This window comes from Novosphingobium sp. AAP83 (genome assembly GCF_001295795.1).
Lineage (GTDB): Bacteria > Pseudomonadota > Alphaproteobacteria > Sphingomonadales > Sphingomonadaceae > Novosphingobium.
In genome coordinates this window covers 58,484-73,566 of sequence record NZ_LJHY01000012.1, presented here as the reverse complement: position 1 = coordinate 73,566, position 15,083 = coordinate 58,484, and the positions used below count along the sequence as shown (strand labels likewise).

The window sequence follows — 15,083 nt, the reverse complement described above, 5'->3', positions numbered from 1 at the left end:
GACGGCCTATGAGCAGTTTCTCCATTCCCGGCTTCGATCTGGAAGCCTTCGTTGCCGCTACGCTCGCCGAGGATCTTGGCGAGGGCCTGCCCGGTGGCGGGCTTGATGTCACTTGTGAAAGCGTGATCCCGGCCGATGCGCGCTTTTCCGGCGTGATGGACAGCCGCGATGCAATCACGGTTTGCGGGCTGCCGATTGCCGCCACCTTCTTCCGCACGCTTGATCCTGCAATGACTATCGAGATTCTGGCCGAGGAAGGCGCGCGCGTTGCCCCGGGGTCTGACCTGATGCGGCTGGAAGGCAATGCCCGCGCCATGCTGACGGCAGAGCGCAGCGCGCTGAACACCGTCCAGCACCTCTCGGGCGTGGCTACACTGACGCGGCAATATGTTGACGCTATGGGCGCGACAAAAGCGAAACTGCTCGATACCCGCAAGACCATCCCCGGCCTGCGCCATCTGGAAAAGTACGCCGTGCGCACCGGTGGCGGCAGCAATCACCGCATGGGCCTGTGGGATGCAGCGATGATCAAGGATAACCACGTTCTGGTCGCAGGCGGCGTGGGTGAAGCGGTGCGCCGCGCGCTGTCAGCGGGCGTGAAAGACGTGATCTGCGAGGTGGACCACATCGACCAGATCGAACCTGCATTGGCCGCAGGAGCCACGCGCCTGCTGCTCGACAACATGGGGCCAGACCTGCTGCGCGAAGCCGTGGCGCTGGTTGCGGGCCGTGTGCCATGCGAGGCCTCGGGCGGGGTCCGCCTCGATACCATCGGCGCGATTGCCGCCTCGGGCGTCGATTACGTCTCGGTTGGCCGCCTGACGCAAAGCGCGCCCGCCGCCGATATCGGCCTCGACTTCACGCCGATTGGCTGACACTCTGCGGCCATGAAAACTGCCCGCCCCGATACCATCCGCTGGTTCGAATATGCGCTGATCGCCAGTCAGCTCATTCGTATCGTTACTATCGTGCTGCATCTGGACGCGATGGCCAAAGCTGCTGGACTCTCTCCCCAGACAATCCTCATCAGCTCTTTCACCAATGCCGCCGTGCTGATCGGACTTGGGCTGGTCGTGTCCCGCGCGCGTGTCGGCTTTGCGCGCTGGTTCGTCCTTGTACTGGTTGCGCTTGATATGATCGGGCTTGGCGGCATCTCGACAGTGGCCTCATTGCTCGGCGTCCCGTTTGCTGCATTCTCGACGCTGGCAGTTCTACTCGTCACTGCTGCGGGCGTAATGATGTTCCTGCCAGCCTCAAACGCGTGGCTTAAGGGCGATAGGCAAAGCTAAGCTTATGCGCCGTCTCCTCGCCCTCCTATGCCTCGCCACAGCCACCCCGGCGCTTGCCCAGGGCTGGCAGTGCCGGGTGCCGCCGCAAGTCTCGGTGCCCGCTATGCCCGAGCCTGACGCACCGCCGCGCGTGGTGCCGACCACCGGCTATACGCTGGCGCTAAGCTGGTCGCCCGAATTCTGCCGCACGCGCAAGGATGATCCGCGCCATGCCTCACAATGTTCGGGCGCTATGGGGCGGTTCGGGTTTATCCTTCACGGGCTGTGGCCCGATGGCAAAGGCGGGGCCTATCCGCAGTGGTGCCCGGTGCGCCGCGCGCCCGATGCCGCAACGCTGCGCCGCAACTTGTGTACAACGCCATCCACTGATCTTCTGATGCACGAATGGGCCAAGCACGGATCGTGCATGACCAAAGACCCCGCCGCCTATTTCGATCAGGGCCGCGCCTTGTTTCAGGCCATGCAGTTTCCCGATATGGCGCGGCTTTCGCGGCAGGCGGGGCTGAACGCCGGAATGGTGCGTCAGGCAATGACCATCGCCAATCCGGGCCTGAAGCCCGATATGGTCAAGCTGCTGCTGAATCGCAGCGGCTGGCTGCGCGAGGTTCACGTGTGCCATTCGCGCGCAATGAAAGTTGTGCGCTGCCCCACCGGCAATGGTCCACCCGATTCGGTGCCGGTGAAGATCTGGCGCAGCTTCTAACGCCGCTCGCGAAAAAACGTGCGCAACATCTCTGCGGCTTCAGATTCGCCCATGCCCGAATAAACTTCGGGGCGGTGCAGGCACGTTAGTTGATGAAACACACGCGCACCGTGTTCCACCGCGCCGCCTTTGGCATCAGGCGCGGCATAATAGACGCGGGCGATGCGGGCGTGAACGATGGCGCCTGCGCACATTGCGCAAGGTTCAAGGCTGACCCACAAATCGCAATCATCCAGCCGTTCCTGCCCCAAAGCATGGGCGGCAGCGCGAATCGCCAGCACTTCGGCATGTGCGGTGGGATCGCACAGGGCGCGAGGGCGGTTGTGTGCAGCGGCGATAATCTGGCCCTGGCGCACCACCACTGCACCGATGGGCACTTCGCCAGCATCGCGCGCAAGCGCGGCTTGGCGCAGCGCTGCGCGCATCGGATCGGGGAGAGGCCAGCGGGTCATGCGCTTGGGGCTAATCGCCAAAGTGGCATTTCGCAACGTGCGAATCCTTGACTTTGCCTGTTGGATCGATAAGAGCCGCGCCTTCCCGATAAGTGTTATCGAACAGACAAGTGAGTTTTAGCCATGTCGCGTATCTGCGAACTGACCGGTAAGGGCCGCCAAGTCGGTCACAACGTAAGCCACGCCAATAACAAGACCAAGCGTGTGTTCCTGCCCAACCTGCAAAACGTCACGCTGATGAGCGAGAAGCTGGATCGCAGCTTCAAGTTCCGCGTTTCGACGCACGGTTTGCGCTCGGTTGAGCACAACGGCGGTCTTGATAACTGGCTGCTTAAGCAATCAGACGTGAAGCTCAGCTCGCGCGCCCTCAAGGTGAAGCGCGATCTGGTCAAGGCTGTCGCTGCCTAAGACCTTCTCCCGCAAGGGACGAATTTCAAAAGCCCTCTTTCCCATCGCGGAAAGGGGGCTTTTGGTCTGTGGTGTTTATGGCGTTTAGAGGCATAGCGTGGTTTGTGGCCGCTCTGGATTGCTTCGTCGGTTTCACCTCCTCGCAATGACGAGGGTGTGACTTATATTTTGATTTTATTGACTATTTTTGGGTCGGTAGCTTGGCTGAGTCAAGCCGGAGCTGCATCAGCCGGGTTTCCTGAAACGCCGAATCGTTGGCGTCGGAGATCAGCCAGACTTCCACTTGGCCGTCCGGTGCAGGACGGATCGCCAACCCCTCGTAATTCTCGCGCAGGGCGCTGCCTTCGATGCGGGCCAGCTCCCGGGTTGCCAAGGGGCGCTTCCCATCGAGCCGTGCCAGATCGGCCAGCACGAGGCGGTTGGAAAAGTGCGCCGGGAACATGGCGAAGGCCCGCGTCAGGATCAGCAAGCGTCCGTCTGGCAGCGGGGCCATATCGACCGGAGCATAACCCGCGGGCAAGACGATGCCGAACTTTTGCACTGCCGAAGTGCCGGGATAGCCTGCAAACAACAGGCCCAGATGAAGACCCCCGCGCCCGCCGCCGCAGGTTTCGCACAGCATGACCCAGCGCCCGTCAGCCAGCCGCGTCATCGCCTCTGCACCGCCGTTTTCGGGCCAATCGCGCAAGGCCGGGACAGGATAGAAACGCGCTGCTTCCCCCTGTTTGGCAATATGCGCGACGTGCCAATCATCCTCCAGCGCAATCCACAGCGAACCATCCAAAGGATCACGCACTGCCGCTTCGGTATCGAAGTATTCAAGCTCATCCTTTTGCGGGCGATGGACCAGCATCCGCCCCATAGGCAGCGCTATCGTGCCTGCCTGCACCGGCGGCGCAAAACGGAACCAAGTGTTGCGATCACTAACCGCCAGAAACTGTCCGGATGGCAAAGGAACGAGCGCGGAATAGCCGCCAAAGCGCTTGTTGCCCGATGACAACCGCCACACCTGTTCCAGCGCAAAGGGGCCAAGCGCGGCGCGATCAGCCTGCGTTACACGGTCAATGATCGAAACGATGCGGACCTGGCCATTTTGCACCGGCAACGCTTGCCAGCCCCATGTCAGCCACAGCAGCGGGACGAATAGCAAAGTCATGAAGGGGAATCTGCGCACGGCACGCCGATGGCAGATCATCAAGACGCGTCAATGGCTTTGAGTGCAGAAACTTTAGGCGGGCTCAGGGTCAGGACCTCTTAATCCCGCCTTCGAGGCGTCGGAATGGCGAACATATCGGGCGGATAGGTGCGCAGGGAAGGCTGGTTGCCTTTCCAAGCAACTATCTGTCTGAGATGGAAGCCATTCCGGCGTCCCGCAGGGATTTGACCAAAATGGCCTATTGCTGCGTTGGATAGTCTTGAAATAGGACCACTATTCCCGCGCCTATCCGCCTTGCACTAGGCCATTTTGCTTCAAACCTCGAAGGCGGGATTAAGAGGTCCTGACCCTAAACTTCATCGCATCGCCGTTCATGCAATAGCGCAAGCCGGTGGGCATCGGGCCATCATCGAACACGTGGCCAAGATGGCCGCCGCATTGCGCGCAATGCACTTCGGTGCGGGCCATGCCCAGCGAACGGTCGGTGCTGGTGCCCACCGCGCGCGGCAGCGGCTTCCAGAAGCTGGGCCAGCCGGTGCCGCTGTCATACTTGGTGGACGAGGCGAACAGCGCGCTGCCATCGGCGGCGCATACGAAGGTGCCCTTGCGCTTTTCCTTGTTCAACGGCGAAGTGCCCGGACGTTCGGTGCCTTCTTCGCGCAGGATGTAAAACTGTTCGGGCGTCAGCAATCGCCGCCATTCAGCTTCGGTTTTCTGAATCGGGAATTTGCCCTTGGCGGCAGGTTTGGCGCTGCACGCGCTGGCCATGGGCATGGCGACACCTGCGCCCAGAAGGCTGAGGAACCGGCGGCGGGGAAGATCGGTCAAACGGCGCATAGTGGCGATAACCTTGATGTCCTGCCGATAGGCCGGAAGGGTGAGAGGGCCCAAGGGCTGAGGCCTACCGACAGAACGTGGCAAAGACTACCCGCCTTGTGCCAAATCTATCGTGACGCATGTCATACGTGAGATTACTTCACCGTTTTTCAAGCGCCACTTCAAGTTTGCGGAAGCCATGGACGAAATTGGCGCGCACCCGCTCTACTGCGCCAGCCACGCGCACACGCATGCGGCGCTCGTGCATTTCTTCCAGCAAGATGCGCAATTGCATCTCGGCCAGCCGCGCGCCGACACAACGGTGGATGCCATGGCCGAACGACAAATGCCGCCGCGCATTAGGCCGCTCGACAATCAGCTTATCAGGATTTTCGAACACGGTTTCATCGCGATTGGCCGAAAGATACCACAGCACCATTTTATCGCCCGCCTTGATGGCTTGGCCGAACAGGTCAGCATCGGCGCTGGCGGTGCGCCGCATATGCGCCAGCGGGGTGACGAAACGCAGGCATTCCTGCACCGCATTGGGGATCAATGCCGGATCGCTTTCCAGCAGCGCACGCTGATCGGGGAACTGGTCAAGCGCGTGGACAATGCCTGACATGGTGTTGCGCGTGGTATCGTTGCCGCCGACGATCAACAGCATCAGATTGCCCATGAATTCTTGCGGGCTCATGTGGTTCATCGCTTCGGAATGGATCATCATCGAGATCAGATCATCCGCCGGTGCGGCTTGTGACCGTTCGACCCACAACCGCTGGAAATAATGCGCCATTTCACCCAGAATGCCAAAGCGGGTATCGGCCAGATCCTTGGCCAGCGTCAGTTCCACATCGCCTGCCCAATCAGACCAGAATGTGAGCAGCCGCCGGTCTTCCCACGGAAAGCCGAACAGGATCGCCAGCATGCCGGTGGTCAATTCGATCGAGACTTTATCCACCCAATCAAAGGTTTCGTCCCACGGCAGCGCATCAAGCACGCTGGCGGTACGGCGGCGGATTTCCGCCTCCATCGCCACCATCCGCGCAGGGGTGAAGGCGGGCGCAACAGTGCGGCGTTGCCCGGTGTGTTCGGGCCGGTCCATTGCGATGAACATCGGCAATTGCCGCTCTGCCATCACGGCCGGATCAATGTCTGCGGGGGGATCGCCAATTGTGATGCCACCATATTGCCATGACGAAGAAAACAGTTCGGGCAGCGATTCAACATGCGTGATCGCCTTGTGGCTGACCACGTTCCAATAGGCACCGTAAGCCGATTCGGTCACGCGGTTGACCGGGGCTTGTGCGCGCATTTGCGCAAATATCGGTTGCCAGCGGTCCTCGACATAAATGTCGGACCGGCTGACGTCCCACGGATGCGTGCCTGCACCGATGGCTTGCGGATTGTCCTTCAGCCACGCATCAAAAGCGGCGGTGGCAGTGGGTGATGTGCGATAGGTAATTGTCGGCATTTCAGGCGCGATTGACGAGGCCATGGCATCTCTCCCGGGCGGCCACGCTTTGATGCGCGGTCTGCCTTATGCGCTTAGCCTGCCACAACCTACATCAATGTCAATAAGGCTTTGCCACCCCGCGCCGCAGCAGCCGCGACCACACGCCTTTTCCTTGCGAAGGCCCCGATTTCATCACGCTGCGCCGGAACAATTGCGCGCCTGCCCGCACAATCAGCACCACCCACAGCGCCTGCCAGCCCAGCGCAAGAATATGCGGCCACACCTCTTGATGCTGTGCCGCGCGGGCCAGCATGGCGTAAGGCGAACTGACCGGGAATACCCACGAAAGCCATTCAACCCACGTGCCCGCCGCCGTCAGCGCATAGCTGGAGAAGAAGAACACCATGAGCTGGAACATCGACACCGGCATCGATAGCGTCTGCACTTCGCGCACGGTGCTCGCCATGCCGCCAACCGACAGGAACAGCGATCCCAGCAGCAGATAGGCCATCGCAAAATAGAGGAAGCCCAGCACCAGGAACAATGGCCAGCCGACCGCAGGCGTGGCCAGCGCAGGCATGCCCTGCCCGCCCAGCAAGACCAGCGTGCCACCAGCCGCCCCCCATACGGCAATGCCGACAAGGCTGACGCCGAGCATGGCGAACAGTTTGCCCATGAACATTGCGTCCATCGGGATGGCAGCGGCCAGCACTTCGATGATTTTGTTGCCCTTTTCCTCGACCAGATTGGACAGGACCATGCCCGCCAGCAGCATCGTCAGCAGGAACAGGACCACTTGTCCGCCTTGCGCGGTGGCGGCCTGGCCCGAGCGCACTTTGGCCGCCGTGCCCGCCACTTCGTCCATCGCAACTTGCGGATAGGCCAGCGCCTTGTCTGCCTGTGCATTCGCGGCCAGATTGGACACGAGCCCCACCCACTGCCGCAGCCGCTCTGGCGGGCCGGACAGCGTGGGCGCGGCCAGCGTGCCGCTCAGAACCGCCGTCACTTGGCGATCACTGCTGGAGAGCGCCGCGCGCGGATTGAACGCCTCGCCGGGTTCAAGGCGTTTGAGCACGACGATTTCGGGCATAGGCCCTGCCAGCCGCCCGTCCAGATCATCGCGCGCGCGCAGCAGGCGGTCCACATCGCCGCTGCCCATCGCAAGGCCGATACTTGGGCGATCGGCGCTTTGCTGCACTTTATCGCCGATGTTCCCGGCAAGGCCGCCGACCAGAACGGGGAACAATGGCCCGATCAGGAAGAAGATGAAGGTCTTGGACCAGATCACCGCGACAAAATCGCGCCGCGCGATCACCAGTGCCGCGCGCAGTTTTTCCCGCCAATTGGTCATTGTACGTCACCCTTGCCTTCTTCCAGCGCCTTGGCCGCAGCCTCACCGGCAATCGCCACGAAGGCATCGTGCAGGCCCGCCCGCTCGATCGAGAGGCTGAGGATGCCGGCATTGCCCTCGATCAGCGCGCGCAACAGCGGTTCGATCCCCGATTCGGGCAAGGTGAAGTACCAGAACGCGCCTTCGTGCCGTGCGTCGACGGGCAAAGCTGCGCGCCACGGCCCGTCGATCACGCGCGTTTCGAGCCGCACTTGCGGGCGCAGCCGGTCACGCGCCACATCGACCGAACCGGCGAAAGGCACTTTGCCGCCCGCGATGATCGCCACCTGATCGCACAGCCGTTCGGCATGGGCGATGACGTGGGTGGAGAAAATCACGGTGGTGCCGCGCGCGGCCAAGGCCCGGATCATCCGCTCAAGCTTGCCCTGATTGAGCGCATCGAGGCCGGAGAACGGCTCGTCAAACACGACCAGATCGGGCTGGTGGACCAGCGTGCCGAGCAATTGCACTTGCTGTGCCATGCCTTTGGACATCTGCCGGATCTGCCGATCTGCGGCATAGCCAAGGCCATGCTCTTCGAGCATTTCGCGGCCCAGACGGCGGCCTTCTTTCAGCGGAACCCCGCGCAAGGCGGCGAGGAAGGCGATGGCCTCATAGGCTTTCATCGCAGGATAAAGCCCGCGCTCTTCGGGCAGATAGCCGATGCGGCGTGCGACTTCGGTGGGGCGTTCGCAGCCAAGCACGCGGCGGTAACCGGCGTCAGGATCAATGATGCCGAGCAGCATGCGCAGCGTCGTGGTCTTGCCCGCGCCGTTTGGCCCCAAAATGCCGTAGATCGATCCTTTGGGCACCGCGATATCAACGCCATCGACGGCGGTGAAGCCATCGAAGCGCTTGACCAGCCCGCGCGCCTCGATGGCGAGTTCTACACTTGCGGCCTCAATGTCGTTTCCGGACACAGGCCATTCCCCTAAATCGATTTTCATGGTTCATAGGCGTAACGATAAGCAATGAACGGGCAGGGCAGCAAGTTTGGTTAACGGCGCGACAACGCTTTTGCAGGAGCGGTTGAAAGAGGAAGCGGCGCGGCTTGGCTTTGCGGCCTGCGGCATCGCGCCTGCTGGCGATGATCCGCAATTGGGCGCGCGGCTGGAACAGTGGCTGGGCGACGGGCACCATGGCACGATGGAGTGGATGGAGGCGCGGTTGCACCACCGGCGCGGGCCGCAATCGCTGTGGCCGCAGGCGCGCAGCGTGATCGCGCTGGGCATGAGCTATGCCCCGGCGCAAGACCCGCGCGCTTTAGCCGCGCACGCCGATCACGGGCGCATATCGGTTTACGCGCAAGGCGGCGATTATCACGATGTGGTGAAGCGCAATCTCAAAGCTTTGGCACGCTGGCTGGTGGCGCAGGCTCCGGGCGAAGAGGTGAAGGTTTTCGTTGATACCGCGCCGGTCATGGAAAAGCCGCTGGGCCAGATGGCGGGGATCGGCTGGCAGGGAAAGCACACCAACCTTGTCAGCCGCACGCACGGTTCGTGGCTGTTTCTAGGCGCGATTTACACCACGATAGAGTTTGCGCCCGATGCGCCCCATACAGACCGCTGCGGCTCCTGCACCGCTTGCCAGACCGCCTGCCCCACCGATGCTTTCCCCGCGCCGTACCAGTTGGATGCGAGGCGCTGTATTTCGTACCTCACGATCGAGCATAAAGGGCCGGTGCCGGAAGAGTACCGCGCTGCGATGGGCAACCGCATCTATGGCTGCGACGATTGCCTTGCCGCCTGCCCTTGGAACAGCTTTGCCGCCAGCGCACAGGCCAACCGCGCGTTCCTGCCGCGCGCGGAATTGACGACGCCACGGCTGGCCGACCTGCTGGCGCTGGACGATGCCGCCTTTCGCAAGGTCTTTTCGGGATCGCCGATCAAGCGGATCGGGCGCGACCGGATGGTGCGCAATTGCCTTTATGCCGCAGGCAACAGCGGCGATGCGGGGTTGCTGCCGCAGGTTGAGGCATTGCGGAACGACCCCGATCCGGCGGTGGCAGATGCGGCGGTCTGGGCTTGGGAGAGGTTGGGTTTACAACACCCCCCGGCCCCCTCCTCTGAAGAGGAGGGGGAGATGGTTTTCTAAAGCCTCCTCAGAGGAGCTGTTGCCGGCGGGTTAAGCCAGCATATCCTTCAGCGGCACACTGGCATCGGCCAGCATTTCGGGCGCGATCCGGGCGCGGGCTTCGACCAGTTTCTTGCCCTGCACATAGTCCTTGACCATGTTCACGCAATCGAGCGCGACGACTTTGCCGCCCTTGAGGTACACCACCGAGAACGAGCGCGTGGCCGTATCGCCGCGCAGCACCGCGTTGTCATGGCCGGTCGAAAGGCCAACAGTTTGCAGACGCAAGTCATACTGGTTTGACCAGAACCAAGGTGTTGCCTTGTAGGGCACGGGCACACCGCAGATGTCTTTGGCCGCTGTGGTGGCCATATCATTGGCGTTCTGCACCGATTCGAGACGGATCACCGCACCATCGGCAAAATCGTTGGCGTGGGCTGCACAATCGCCAATCGCATAGATATCGGGCAATGATGTGCGGCAGAATTCGTCTACATCCACGCCATTGCCGCCCGCTGCGCCCGCTATAATCAGGGGGCCGACGCAAGGGATGATACCGATGCCGACGATCACGATATCGGCGGCAAGTACCGCGCCATCGGCCATGCGCACGCCGGTGACGTTGGTGCCATCGCCGACAATGCAATCCATCGCAGCGCCAGTGCGCAGATCAACGCCATGGGCGCGGTGTTCGGCCTGATAGAATTCCGAAAGCGATTCACCCGCAACGCGCGCCAGCACACGCGGCAAGGCTTCGAGCAGAGTGACATGGACATCGAACTTGGTCAGCACGGCTGCGGCTTCGAGGCCGATGTAGCCACCACCGATGACCACGGCGCGCTTGGCTCCGGCATCGAGTTCACGCATCAGTCGGTCAGCATCTTCCTTGGTGCGCACAGCATGAACACCGGCAAGATCGGCGCCAGCGCAGGAAAGCTTGCGCGGATCGCCACCGGTTGCCCAGATCAGCTTGCCATAGTGGACTTGCGCGCCATCAGCCAATTTGACGGTATGCTCTGCCGGATCGATGCTGACGACTTCCGAGGAAAGACGCATCTCGATGGCCTTATCCACCCAAAACTGTTCGGGCCGGATGCAGATGCGTTCGAACGTCTTTTCGCGCGCCAGATATTCCTTGGACAGCGGCGGGCGTTCGTAGGGAATTTCGGGTTCGCGCCCGATAACCAGCACGCGCCCTTCAAAACCGTTCTGCCGCAAAGCGATAGCTGCCTGCGCTCCGCCGTGGCCTGCGCCTACGATAATGACGTCGGCATGCTCTGCCTGGGTATTTTCGGCCATTCGAATCCTCCGCTTTGTGCGGCTCGGTTTGGCCAAAAGTGTGCCGCCGTCAACTGATCCGGATCAAAAAGTCCGATCAGGCGGCTTCGGCTTCAACAAATTCGGGATAGAAGCAGGGCTGCCGGGTGGACCATCCGTGTGCCGTTGCGGCGGATTCGCTGATCGATTGCAGCAAGACACGGCGTTTATCAGGCCGGATCAGCGGCAGGGCTGCCGCGCCACAGAACGCCGATGGCAGCCATGGGCGGACTTCTGCGCCGAACATGCGTTCGTAGAGAAACCGGTAAGCGGAAAAACCTTCGAGGCGGCCTTGCGCCAGATCGAACGCGGTCTGGTGCATGATCCGCGCCATGAAGGGCTGCAAGTTGTCCAGACCATCAATGCTTGGCAGCATTTTGCGCACTTTTTCAAGATCGCGATAGGCGACAAGTTGCGCGCGGATCGATGCCGCTTCATCCTGATCGCGCGCCCAGCGCTTTACCGCATCACCCCGGCCCAGCGCGATATCCAGACTGCGCCGGATATAGCGCTGTTCACACGGCGCAAAGCTGGCGAATTCGCGCAGTTCCGCAATGGTCAGTCCGCTTGAATCGTAACGTGCCATGTTCATGTCCCCAGCCGACGGTGGAATCAGGCCGTTCGGCAGAGGGCATCGTGTCAGATGAGGGTTAATTCCAGGTAACCATGTCCATCGGGAACCATCAGGTGAGGGCGCTATAGGCACCGTAAAGACTGGTCAGGGTCAGCACCGCGCCAACCATGATCAGCATTGCCTTCGCAGGGATATGCTTGGCCGCCCAAGCGCCGAACGGTGCTGCGGCGATCCCGCCGATCAGAAAGCCCAGCGTTGCGCCAGCCAGATCGGCAAAGCCCAGTTGCCACACGAACGTGGCCGAAACAGTCAAGGTCAGGAAGAATTCGACAGAATTGACCGTGCCAACGACTTTGCGCGGATCGGCCCCCTGGATCAACAAGTTTGACGTGACCACCGGCCCCCAGCCGCCCCCGCCCGCTGCATCGAGAAAGCCGCCGACCAGCCCGAGCGGGGCGACCCAATTGGCGTCCCTGATCTTGGGGGGATATAATATCCCGCGCACCAGCAGATAGACGCCGATCCCGGCCAGATAGATCAGCACCCACGGCTTCACCACCGAGGCATCGAGCGAGGAGAGCACATAGGCCCCGAGCACACCGCCGGTAACGCCGGGAATCAGCAACCGGAAGAATAGCTTCTTATCGATATTGCCATGTAGAAGGTGGCTGATGCCCGACGTTGCCGTGGTGAAACACTCAACGATATGAACACGTTGCGAGGCAAGAGCGGGCGGAATACCCAGCACGCCGACCATCAGGGTGTTGGAGATCACCCCGAACGCCATGCCCAGCGCTCCATCGATCATCTGCGCGGCAAAGCCGACCGCGATGAACGGCAGCAACGCGGCAAAATCGATACCGGCGAGAAAATCCATCGCGAGTCCTTCCCTGTTGCTAGGTGATTAGCCGCAAACAATCTCTACCAAAACAGAAGAATTAGTTTGAGGGCATGAAACGCCTCTATCTTGCGCCAGAACGATGGGTCAGCGTTTGCGATAGCGGAAATACCACACTTCGTGATGATAGACCGTACGCGCTTTGTGTTCATAGCGCGTTTCAGGCCAGCCGCCGGGGCGATTCTGGAAATCGGCGCAATCCTTGGCCAGCCATTCGAACTGGTGCTTGTGGCGGCGCATCACCATCAGCGCATGGCGCAGATAGATGTCATGATCGGTGCCGAAGCGGAACTCGCCGCCGGGACGCAATTTGGCCGCGAACATGTCGATCGGGCCATCGTTCATCATCCTGCGTTTGGCATGGCGCGCCTTGGGCCAGGGATCGGGATGAAGCAGATAGAGGAACGAGAGCGCGCCATCGGGAATGCGCGCCAGCACTTCCAGCGCATCGCCATGATGGATGCGCACATTGCCCAGCGGGGCGTGGGCACCATTATCGCCCGCCACATGGGTTAACGCCTGCGCCACGCCATTAAGGAACGGTTCGGCTCCGATAAAACCGTGATCGGGCAGCATATCGGCGCGAAAAGCCATATGTTCGCCCCCGCCAAAGCCGATTTCGAAGTGCAACGGGCGGGGCCCTCCCACCTCTTGGCCGAACAAGGCTTCCGCCGTGATCGGCCCTTCGGCAGGCATCGCGATTTTGGGCAGGAGCGTTTCCACCAAGCTCTGCTGGCCCTGCCGCAAAGGCTTGCCCTTGGCGCGGCCATAGAGCCGGTTCAGCGTGGTCGGATCGCCAGATTTGTGCGCGGTCATCAAAGCCTCAGTTATTTTGGCGGCGGATGGCAGGCGGGTAGGCGCGGGTCAATGCCATCTGACGCGCAAATGGCTGCGTCAGCAAGCTTGTGCCTTCGCTCGCGGCTTAACCGTTCAGATCATGCAGATCACTGCCTCAGCCAAATAGGATTGCGGCTATAATTCTACAAGTCTTTATAGTGTATAGTGTTTTTAGTGTGATTGAAGATCGCCGTACAGATTTATTAAATAGCTAGGGGAACGATAAAAATATTTTGGAGTTACAATTAATATTCGCCCCTGCCGTTCACCCAGAGAATTTTGCCGGATCATCACACATTGTGGAGGACCGCCGTAATTCCGAAAGGAATACCCATGACAACCCGGTTCTCCATTTATGCCATACCAGCGATTTTGGTCGCGCTGGCTGTTGCAGGCTGCTCTTCGTCCGGTTCTGGCGGGATGAGCGCTGGTCAGCAAATCTCGCAACGCGGTGGGGACATTTCCGCCCGTGGCGAATCGTGGACTGACGGTCAAAAAGACCAGCGCGACGGACAGAAACTCGTCCAAAAAAGCACCAACCGGGTCTCGGACGAAGAGAAAAAGCTTAAAAAAGCGCAAGACGCCATCACCAGAGCCGAGCGAAATATTGAAGACGCAAGGGCAGAGCGCGCGAATGGCGAACGCTTGATCGCCAATGGCACCCAAAAGATGCAGAAGGCCGAGTCAGATTATTCGACGATCAGACAGGGTCCTTCGGCGGTTACCCCTTAAGGCCCTCCACAAACCAAAACGGCCCGCCACGCAGGGCAGGCCGTTTCGGGGATGTTCGGGACTTCAGGAGATCAAGCCGCTTCGGTGGCTTCCATATCGTCAGGATCGCGCAGCACATAGCCACGGCCCCAGACGGTTTCGATGTAGTTTTCACCGCCACAAGCATGCGCCAGTTTCTTGCGCAGCTTGCAGATAAAAACGTCGATAATCTTGAGTTCGGGTTCGTCCATGCCGCCATAAAGGTGATTTAGGAACATTTCCTTGGTCAGCGTCGTACCCTTGCGCAGCGAAAGCAGCTCGAGCATCGCGTATTCTTTGCCGGTCAAGTGGACGCGGGCGCTATCGACTTCAACGGTCTTGGCATCGAGGTTGACCGAAAGCTTGCCGGTGCGAATGACAGATTGCGAATGGCCCTTGGACCGGCGCACGACCGCATGGATGCGGGCGATCAGCTCTTCACGATGGAAAGGCTTGGTCACGTAATCATCGGCACCAAAGCCGAACGAGCGAACCTTGCTGTCCATTTCAGAAATGCCCGAGAGGATCAGAACCGGCGTTTGCACTTTGGCCACGCGCAACTTCTTGAGCACATCGTAGCCGTGCATGTCCGGCAAGTTCAGGTCGAGCAGGATGATGTCGTAATCATAGAGCTTGCCCAGATCGAGGCCTTCTTCGCCAAGATCGGTGGAGTAGACATTGAACCCCTCGGTCGTGAGCATAAGCTCGATCGCCTTAGCGGTAGTCGGTTCGTCTTCGATCAGGAGTACGCGCATTCAACCGCCCCTTACTTGCCATTTTCCTTTGGCAATTAACCCGGCATCAATCCGTGTTCCTCGCCATTAACCATAGGATGAATGAACATGAAAGGTTAATTTCTTGTAAATGCAGCCACATGAAAGCTTGGTATTAACCACGCATAAGCCCCGTAATGAATCGGGTTCAGGCTTAAATGATTCAGATCGGGACAATTTTTCCGTTGAAT

General features: G+C 60.5%; 17 protein-coding genes. 6 read left to right on the top strand and 11 right to left on the bottom strand.

The annotated features are described in order from the left end of the window. Positions 1-8: 8 nt before the first annotated feature. From nadC to IP81_RS06390, 3 genes are read left to right on the top strand one after another with little or no spacing between them, the layout of a single operon-like run. The gene (nadC, locus tag IP81_RS06400) at positions 9-875 is read left to right on the top strand and encodes a carboxylating nicotinate-nucleotide diphosphorylase (RefSeq protein ID WP_054107156.1); all 867 of its coding nucleotides are present in this window, start codon (positions 9-11) and stop codon (positions 873-875) included. Between the two features lie 12 nt (positions 876-887). Then, positions 888-1,289 carry a hypothetical protein gene (locus IP81_RS06395; RefSeq protein ID WP_054107155.1) on the top strand — a complete coding sequence of 134 codons (402 nt, stop codon included), beginning with the start codon at positions 888-890 and terminating at the stop codon, positions 1,287-1,289. 4 nt (positions 1,290-1,293) lie between these two features. Next, entirely contained in the window at positions 1,294-1,992 is a 699-nt protein-coding gene (locus IP81_RS06390) for a ribonuclease T2 (RefSeq protein ID WP_054107154.1), read from the top strand. Here IP81_RS06390 and IP81_RS06385 read toward each other — a convergent pair. After that, complete coding sequence (locus tag IP81_RS06385; RefSeq protein WP_054107153.1) at positions 1,989-2,444, bottom strand: nucleoside deaminase; 456 nt, start codon at positions 2,442-2,444, stop codon at positions 1,989-1,991. The two genes, IP81_RS06390 and IP81_RS06385, sit on opposite strands and share 4 nt — an antisense overlap. Positions 2,445-2,567: 123 nt before the next feature. Between IP81_RS06385 and rpmB the strand changes: the two genes are divergently transcribed. Continuing rightward, positions 2,568-2,852 (top strand): 50S ribosomal protein L28, encoded by a 285-nt coding sequence (gene rpmB, locus IP81_RS06380; RefSeq protein ID WP_054107152.1) that lies wholly within the window; start codon positions 2,568-2,570, stop codon positions 2,850-2,852. Between the two features lie 181 nt (positions 2,853-3,033). Here the strand turns inward: rpmB and IP81_RS06375 are convergent, their stop codons facing one another. The 5 genes from IP81_RS06375 to IP81_RS06355 form a co-directional block, all read right to left on the bottom strand. After that, complete coding sequence (locus IP81_RS06375; protein WP_197274544.1) at positions 3,034-4,008, bottom strand: esterase-like activity of phytase family protein; 975 nt, start codon at positions 4,006-4,008, stop codon at positions 3,034-3,036. Between the two features lie 333 nt (positions 4,009-4,341). Beyond that, a complete protein-coding gene (gene msrB / locus IP81_RS06370) occupies positions 4,342-4,845 on the bottom strand; it encodes a peptide-methionine (R)-S-oxide reductase MsrB (protein WP_054107184.1) in 504 nt (167 codons plus the stop codon). 139 nt (positions 4,846-4,984) lie between these two features. Beyond that, complete coding sequence (locus tag IP81_RS06365) at positions 4,985-6,322, bottom strand: cytochrome P450 (RefSeq protein WP_054107150.1); 1,338 nt, start codon at positions 6,320-6,322, stop codon at positions 4,985-4,987. Between the two features lie 76 nt (positions 6,323-6,398). Then, positions 6,399-7,631, bottom strand: a complete 1,233-nt coding sequence (locus IP81_RS06360) for an ABC transporter permease (protein WP_054107149.1) — start codon at positions 7,629-7,631, stop codon at positions 6,399-6,401. Then, on the bottom strand, positions 7,628-8,617 hold the full coding sequence (locus tag IP81_RS06355; protein ID WP_054107148.1) for an ABC transporter ATP-binding protein: 990 nt from the start codon (positions 8,615-8,617) through the stop codon (positions 7,628-7,630). The genes IP81_RS06360 and IP81_RS06355 overlap by 4 nt, the downstream gene beginning before the upstream one ends. A 46-nt stretch (positions 8,618-8,663) precedes the next feature. Here IP81_RS06355 and queG point away from each other — a divergent pair, with 46 nt between their 5' ends. Next, positions 8,664-9,764 carry a tRNA epoxyqueuosine(34) reductase QueG gene (gene queG / locus IP81_RS06350; protein ID WP_054107147.1) on the top strand — a complete coding sequence of 367 codons (1,101 nt, stop codon included), beginning with the start codon at positions 8,664-8,666 and terminating at the stop codon, positions 9,762-9,764. 30 nt (positions 9,765-9,794) lie between these two features. Here queG and IP81_RS06345 read toward each other — a convergent pair whose 3' ends face one another. The 4 genes from IP81_RS06345 to IP81_RS06330 all read right to left on the bottom strand — a co-directional run bounded on the left by IP81_RS06345 (position 9,795) and on the right by IP81_RS06330 (position 13,348). After that, positions 9,795-11,042, bottom strand: a complete 1,248-nt coding sequence (locus tag IP81_RS06345; protein WP_054107146.1) for an NAD(P)/FAD-dependent oxidoreductase — start codon at positions 11,040-11,042, stop codon at positions 9,795-9,797. Between the two features lie 76 nt (positions 11,043-11,118). Continuing rightward, positions 11,119-11,646: a hypothetical protein gene (locus tag IP81_RS06340; RefSeq protein ID WP_054107183.1), complete on the bottom strand. Its 528-nt coding sequence runs from the start codon at positions 11,644-11,646 to the stop codon at positions 11,119-11,121. Positions 11,647-11,743: 97 nt separating this feature from the next. Further along, the gene (locus IP81_RS06335; RefSeq protein ID WP_054107145.1) at positions 11,744-12,511 is read right to left on the bottom strand and encodes a sulfite exporter TauE/SafE family protein; all 768 of its coding nucleotides are present in this window, start codon (positions 12,509-12,511) and stop codon (positions 11,744-11,746) included. Positions 12,512-12,619: 108 nt separating this feature from the next. Beyond that, entirely contained in the window at positions 12,620-13,348 is a 729-nt protein-coding gene (locus IP81_RS06330) for a tRNA (guanosine(46)-N(7))-methyltransferase TrmB (RefSeq protein ID WP_054107144.1), read from the bottom strand. Positions 13,349-13,702: 354 nt separating this feature from the next. Here IP81_RS06330 and IP81_RS06325 point away from each other — a divergent pair, with 354 nt between their 5' ends. Beyond that, entirely contained in the window at positions 13,703-14,101 is a 399-nt protein-coding gene (locus tag IP81_RS06325) for a hypothetical protein (protein WP_054107143.1), read from the top strand. 71 nt (positions 14,102-14,172) lie between these two features. Here the strand turns inward: IP81_RS06325 and ctrA are convergent, their stop codons facing one another. After that, a complete protein-coding gene (gene ctrA, locus IP81_RS06320; RefSeq protein ID WP_054107142.1) occupies positions 14,173-14,874 on the bottom strand; it encodes a response regulator transcription factor CtrA in 702 nt (233 codons plus the stop codon). Positions 14,875-15,083 lie beyond the last annotated feature (209 nt).

What these genes read in the sequence shown, in the direction of transcription:
- nadC (WP_054107156.1), top strand. Translation starts at nt 9, where the DNA reads ATGAGCAGTTTCTCCATTCCCGGCTTCGATCTGGAAGCCTTCGTTGCC.
- IP81_RS06395 (WP_054107155.1), top strand. Translation starts at nt 888, where the DNA reads ATGAAAACTGCCCGCCCCGATACCATCCGCTGGTTCGAATATGCGCTG.
- IP81_RS06390 (WP_054107154.1), top strand. Translation starts at nt 1,294, where the DNA reads ATGCGCCGTCTCCTCGCCCTCCTATGCCTCGCCACAGCCACCCCGGCG.
- IP81_RS06385 (WP_054107153.1), bottom strand. Translation starts at nt 2,444, where the DNA reads ATGACCCGCTGGCCTCTCCCCGATCCGATGCGCGCAGCGCTGCGCCAA.
- rpmB (WP_054107152.1), top strand. Translation starts at nt 2,568, where the DNA reads ATGTCGCGTATCTGCGAACTGACCGGTAAGGGCCGCCAAGTCGGTCAC.
- IP81_RS06375 (WP_197274544.1), bottom strand. Translation starts at nt 4,008, where the DNA reads ATGACTTTGCTATTCGTCCCGCTGCTGTGGCTGACATGGGGCTGGCAA.
- msrB (WP_054107184.1), bottom strand. Translation starts at nt 4,845, where the DNA reads ATGCGCCGTTTGACCGATCTTCCCCGCCGCCGGTTCCTCAGCCTTCTG.
- IP81_RS06365 (WP_054107150.1), bottom strand. Translation starts at nt 6,322, where the DNA reads ATGGCCTCGTCAATCGCGCCTGAAATGCCGACAATTACCTATCGCACA.
- IP81_RS06360 (WP_054107149.1), bottom strand. Translation starts at nt 7,631, where the DNA reads ATGACCAATTGGCGGGAAAAACTGCGCGCGGCACTGGTGATCGCGCGG.
- IP81_RS06355 (WP_054107148.1), bottom strand. Translation starts at nt 8,617, where the DNA reads ATGAAAATCGATTTAGGGGAATGGCCTGTGTCCGGAAACGACATTGAG.
- IP81_RS06345 (WP_054107146.1), bottom strand. Translation starts at nt 11,042, where the DNA reads ATGGCCGAAAATACCCAGGCAGAGCATGCCGACGTCATTATCGTAGGC.
- IP81_RS06340 (WP_054107183.1), bottom strand. Translation starts at nt 11,646, where the DNA reads ATGGCACGTTACGATTCAAGCGGACTGACCATTGCGGAACTGCGCGAA.
- IP81_RS06335 (WP_054107145.1), bottom strand. Translation starts at nt 12,511, where the DNA reads ATGGATTTTCTCGCCGGTATCGATTTTGCCGCGTTGCTGCCGTTCATC.
- IP81_RS06330 (WP_054107144.1), bottom strand. Translation starts at nt 13,348, where the DNA reads ATGACCGCGCACAAATCTGGCGATCCGACCACGCTGAACCGGCTCTAT.
- IP81_RS06325 (WP_054107143.1), top strand. Translation starts at nt 13,703, where the DNA reads ATGACAACCCGGTTCTCCATTTATGCCATACCAGCGATTTTGGTCGCG.
- ctrA (WP_054107142.1), bottom strand. Translation starts at nt 14,874, where the DNA reads ATGCGCGTACTCCTGATCGAAGACGAACCGACTACCGCTAAGGCGATC.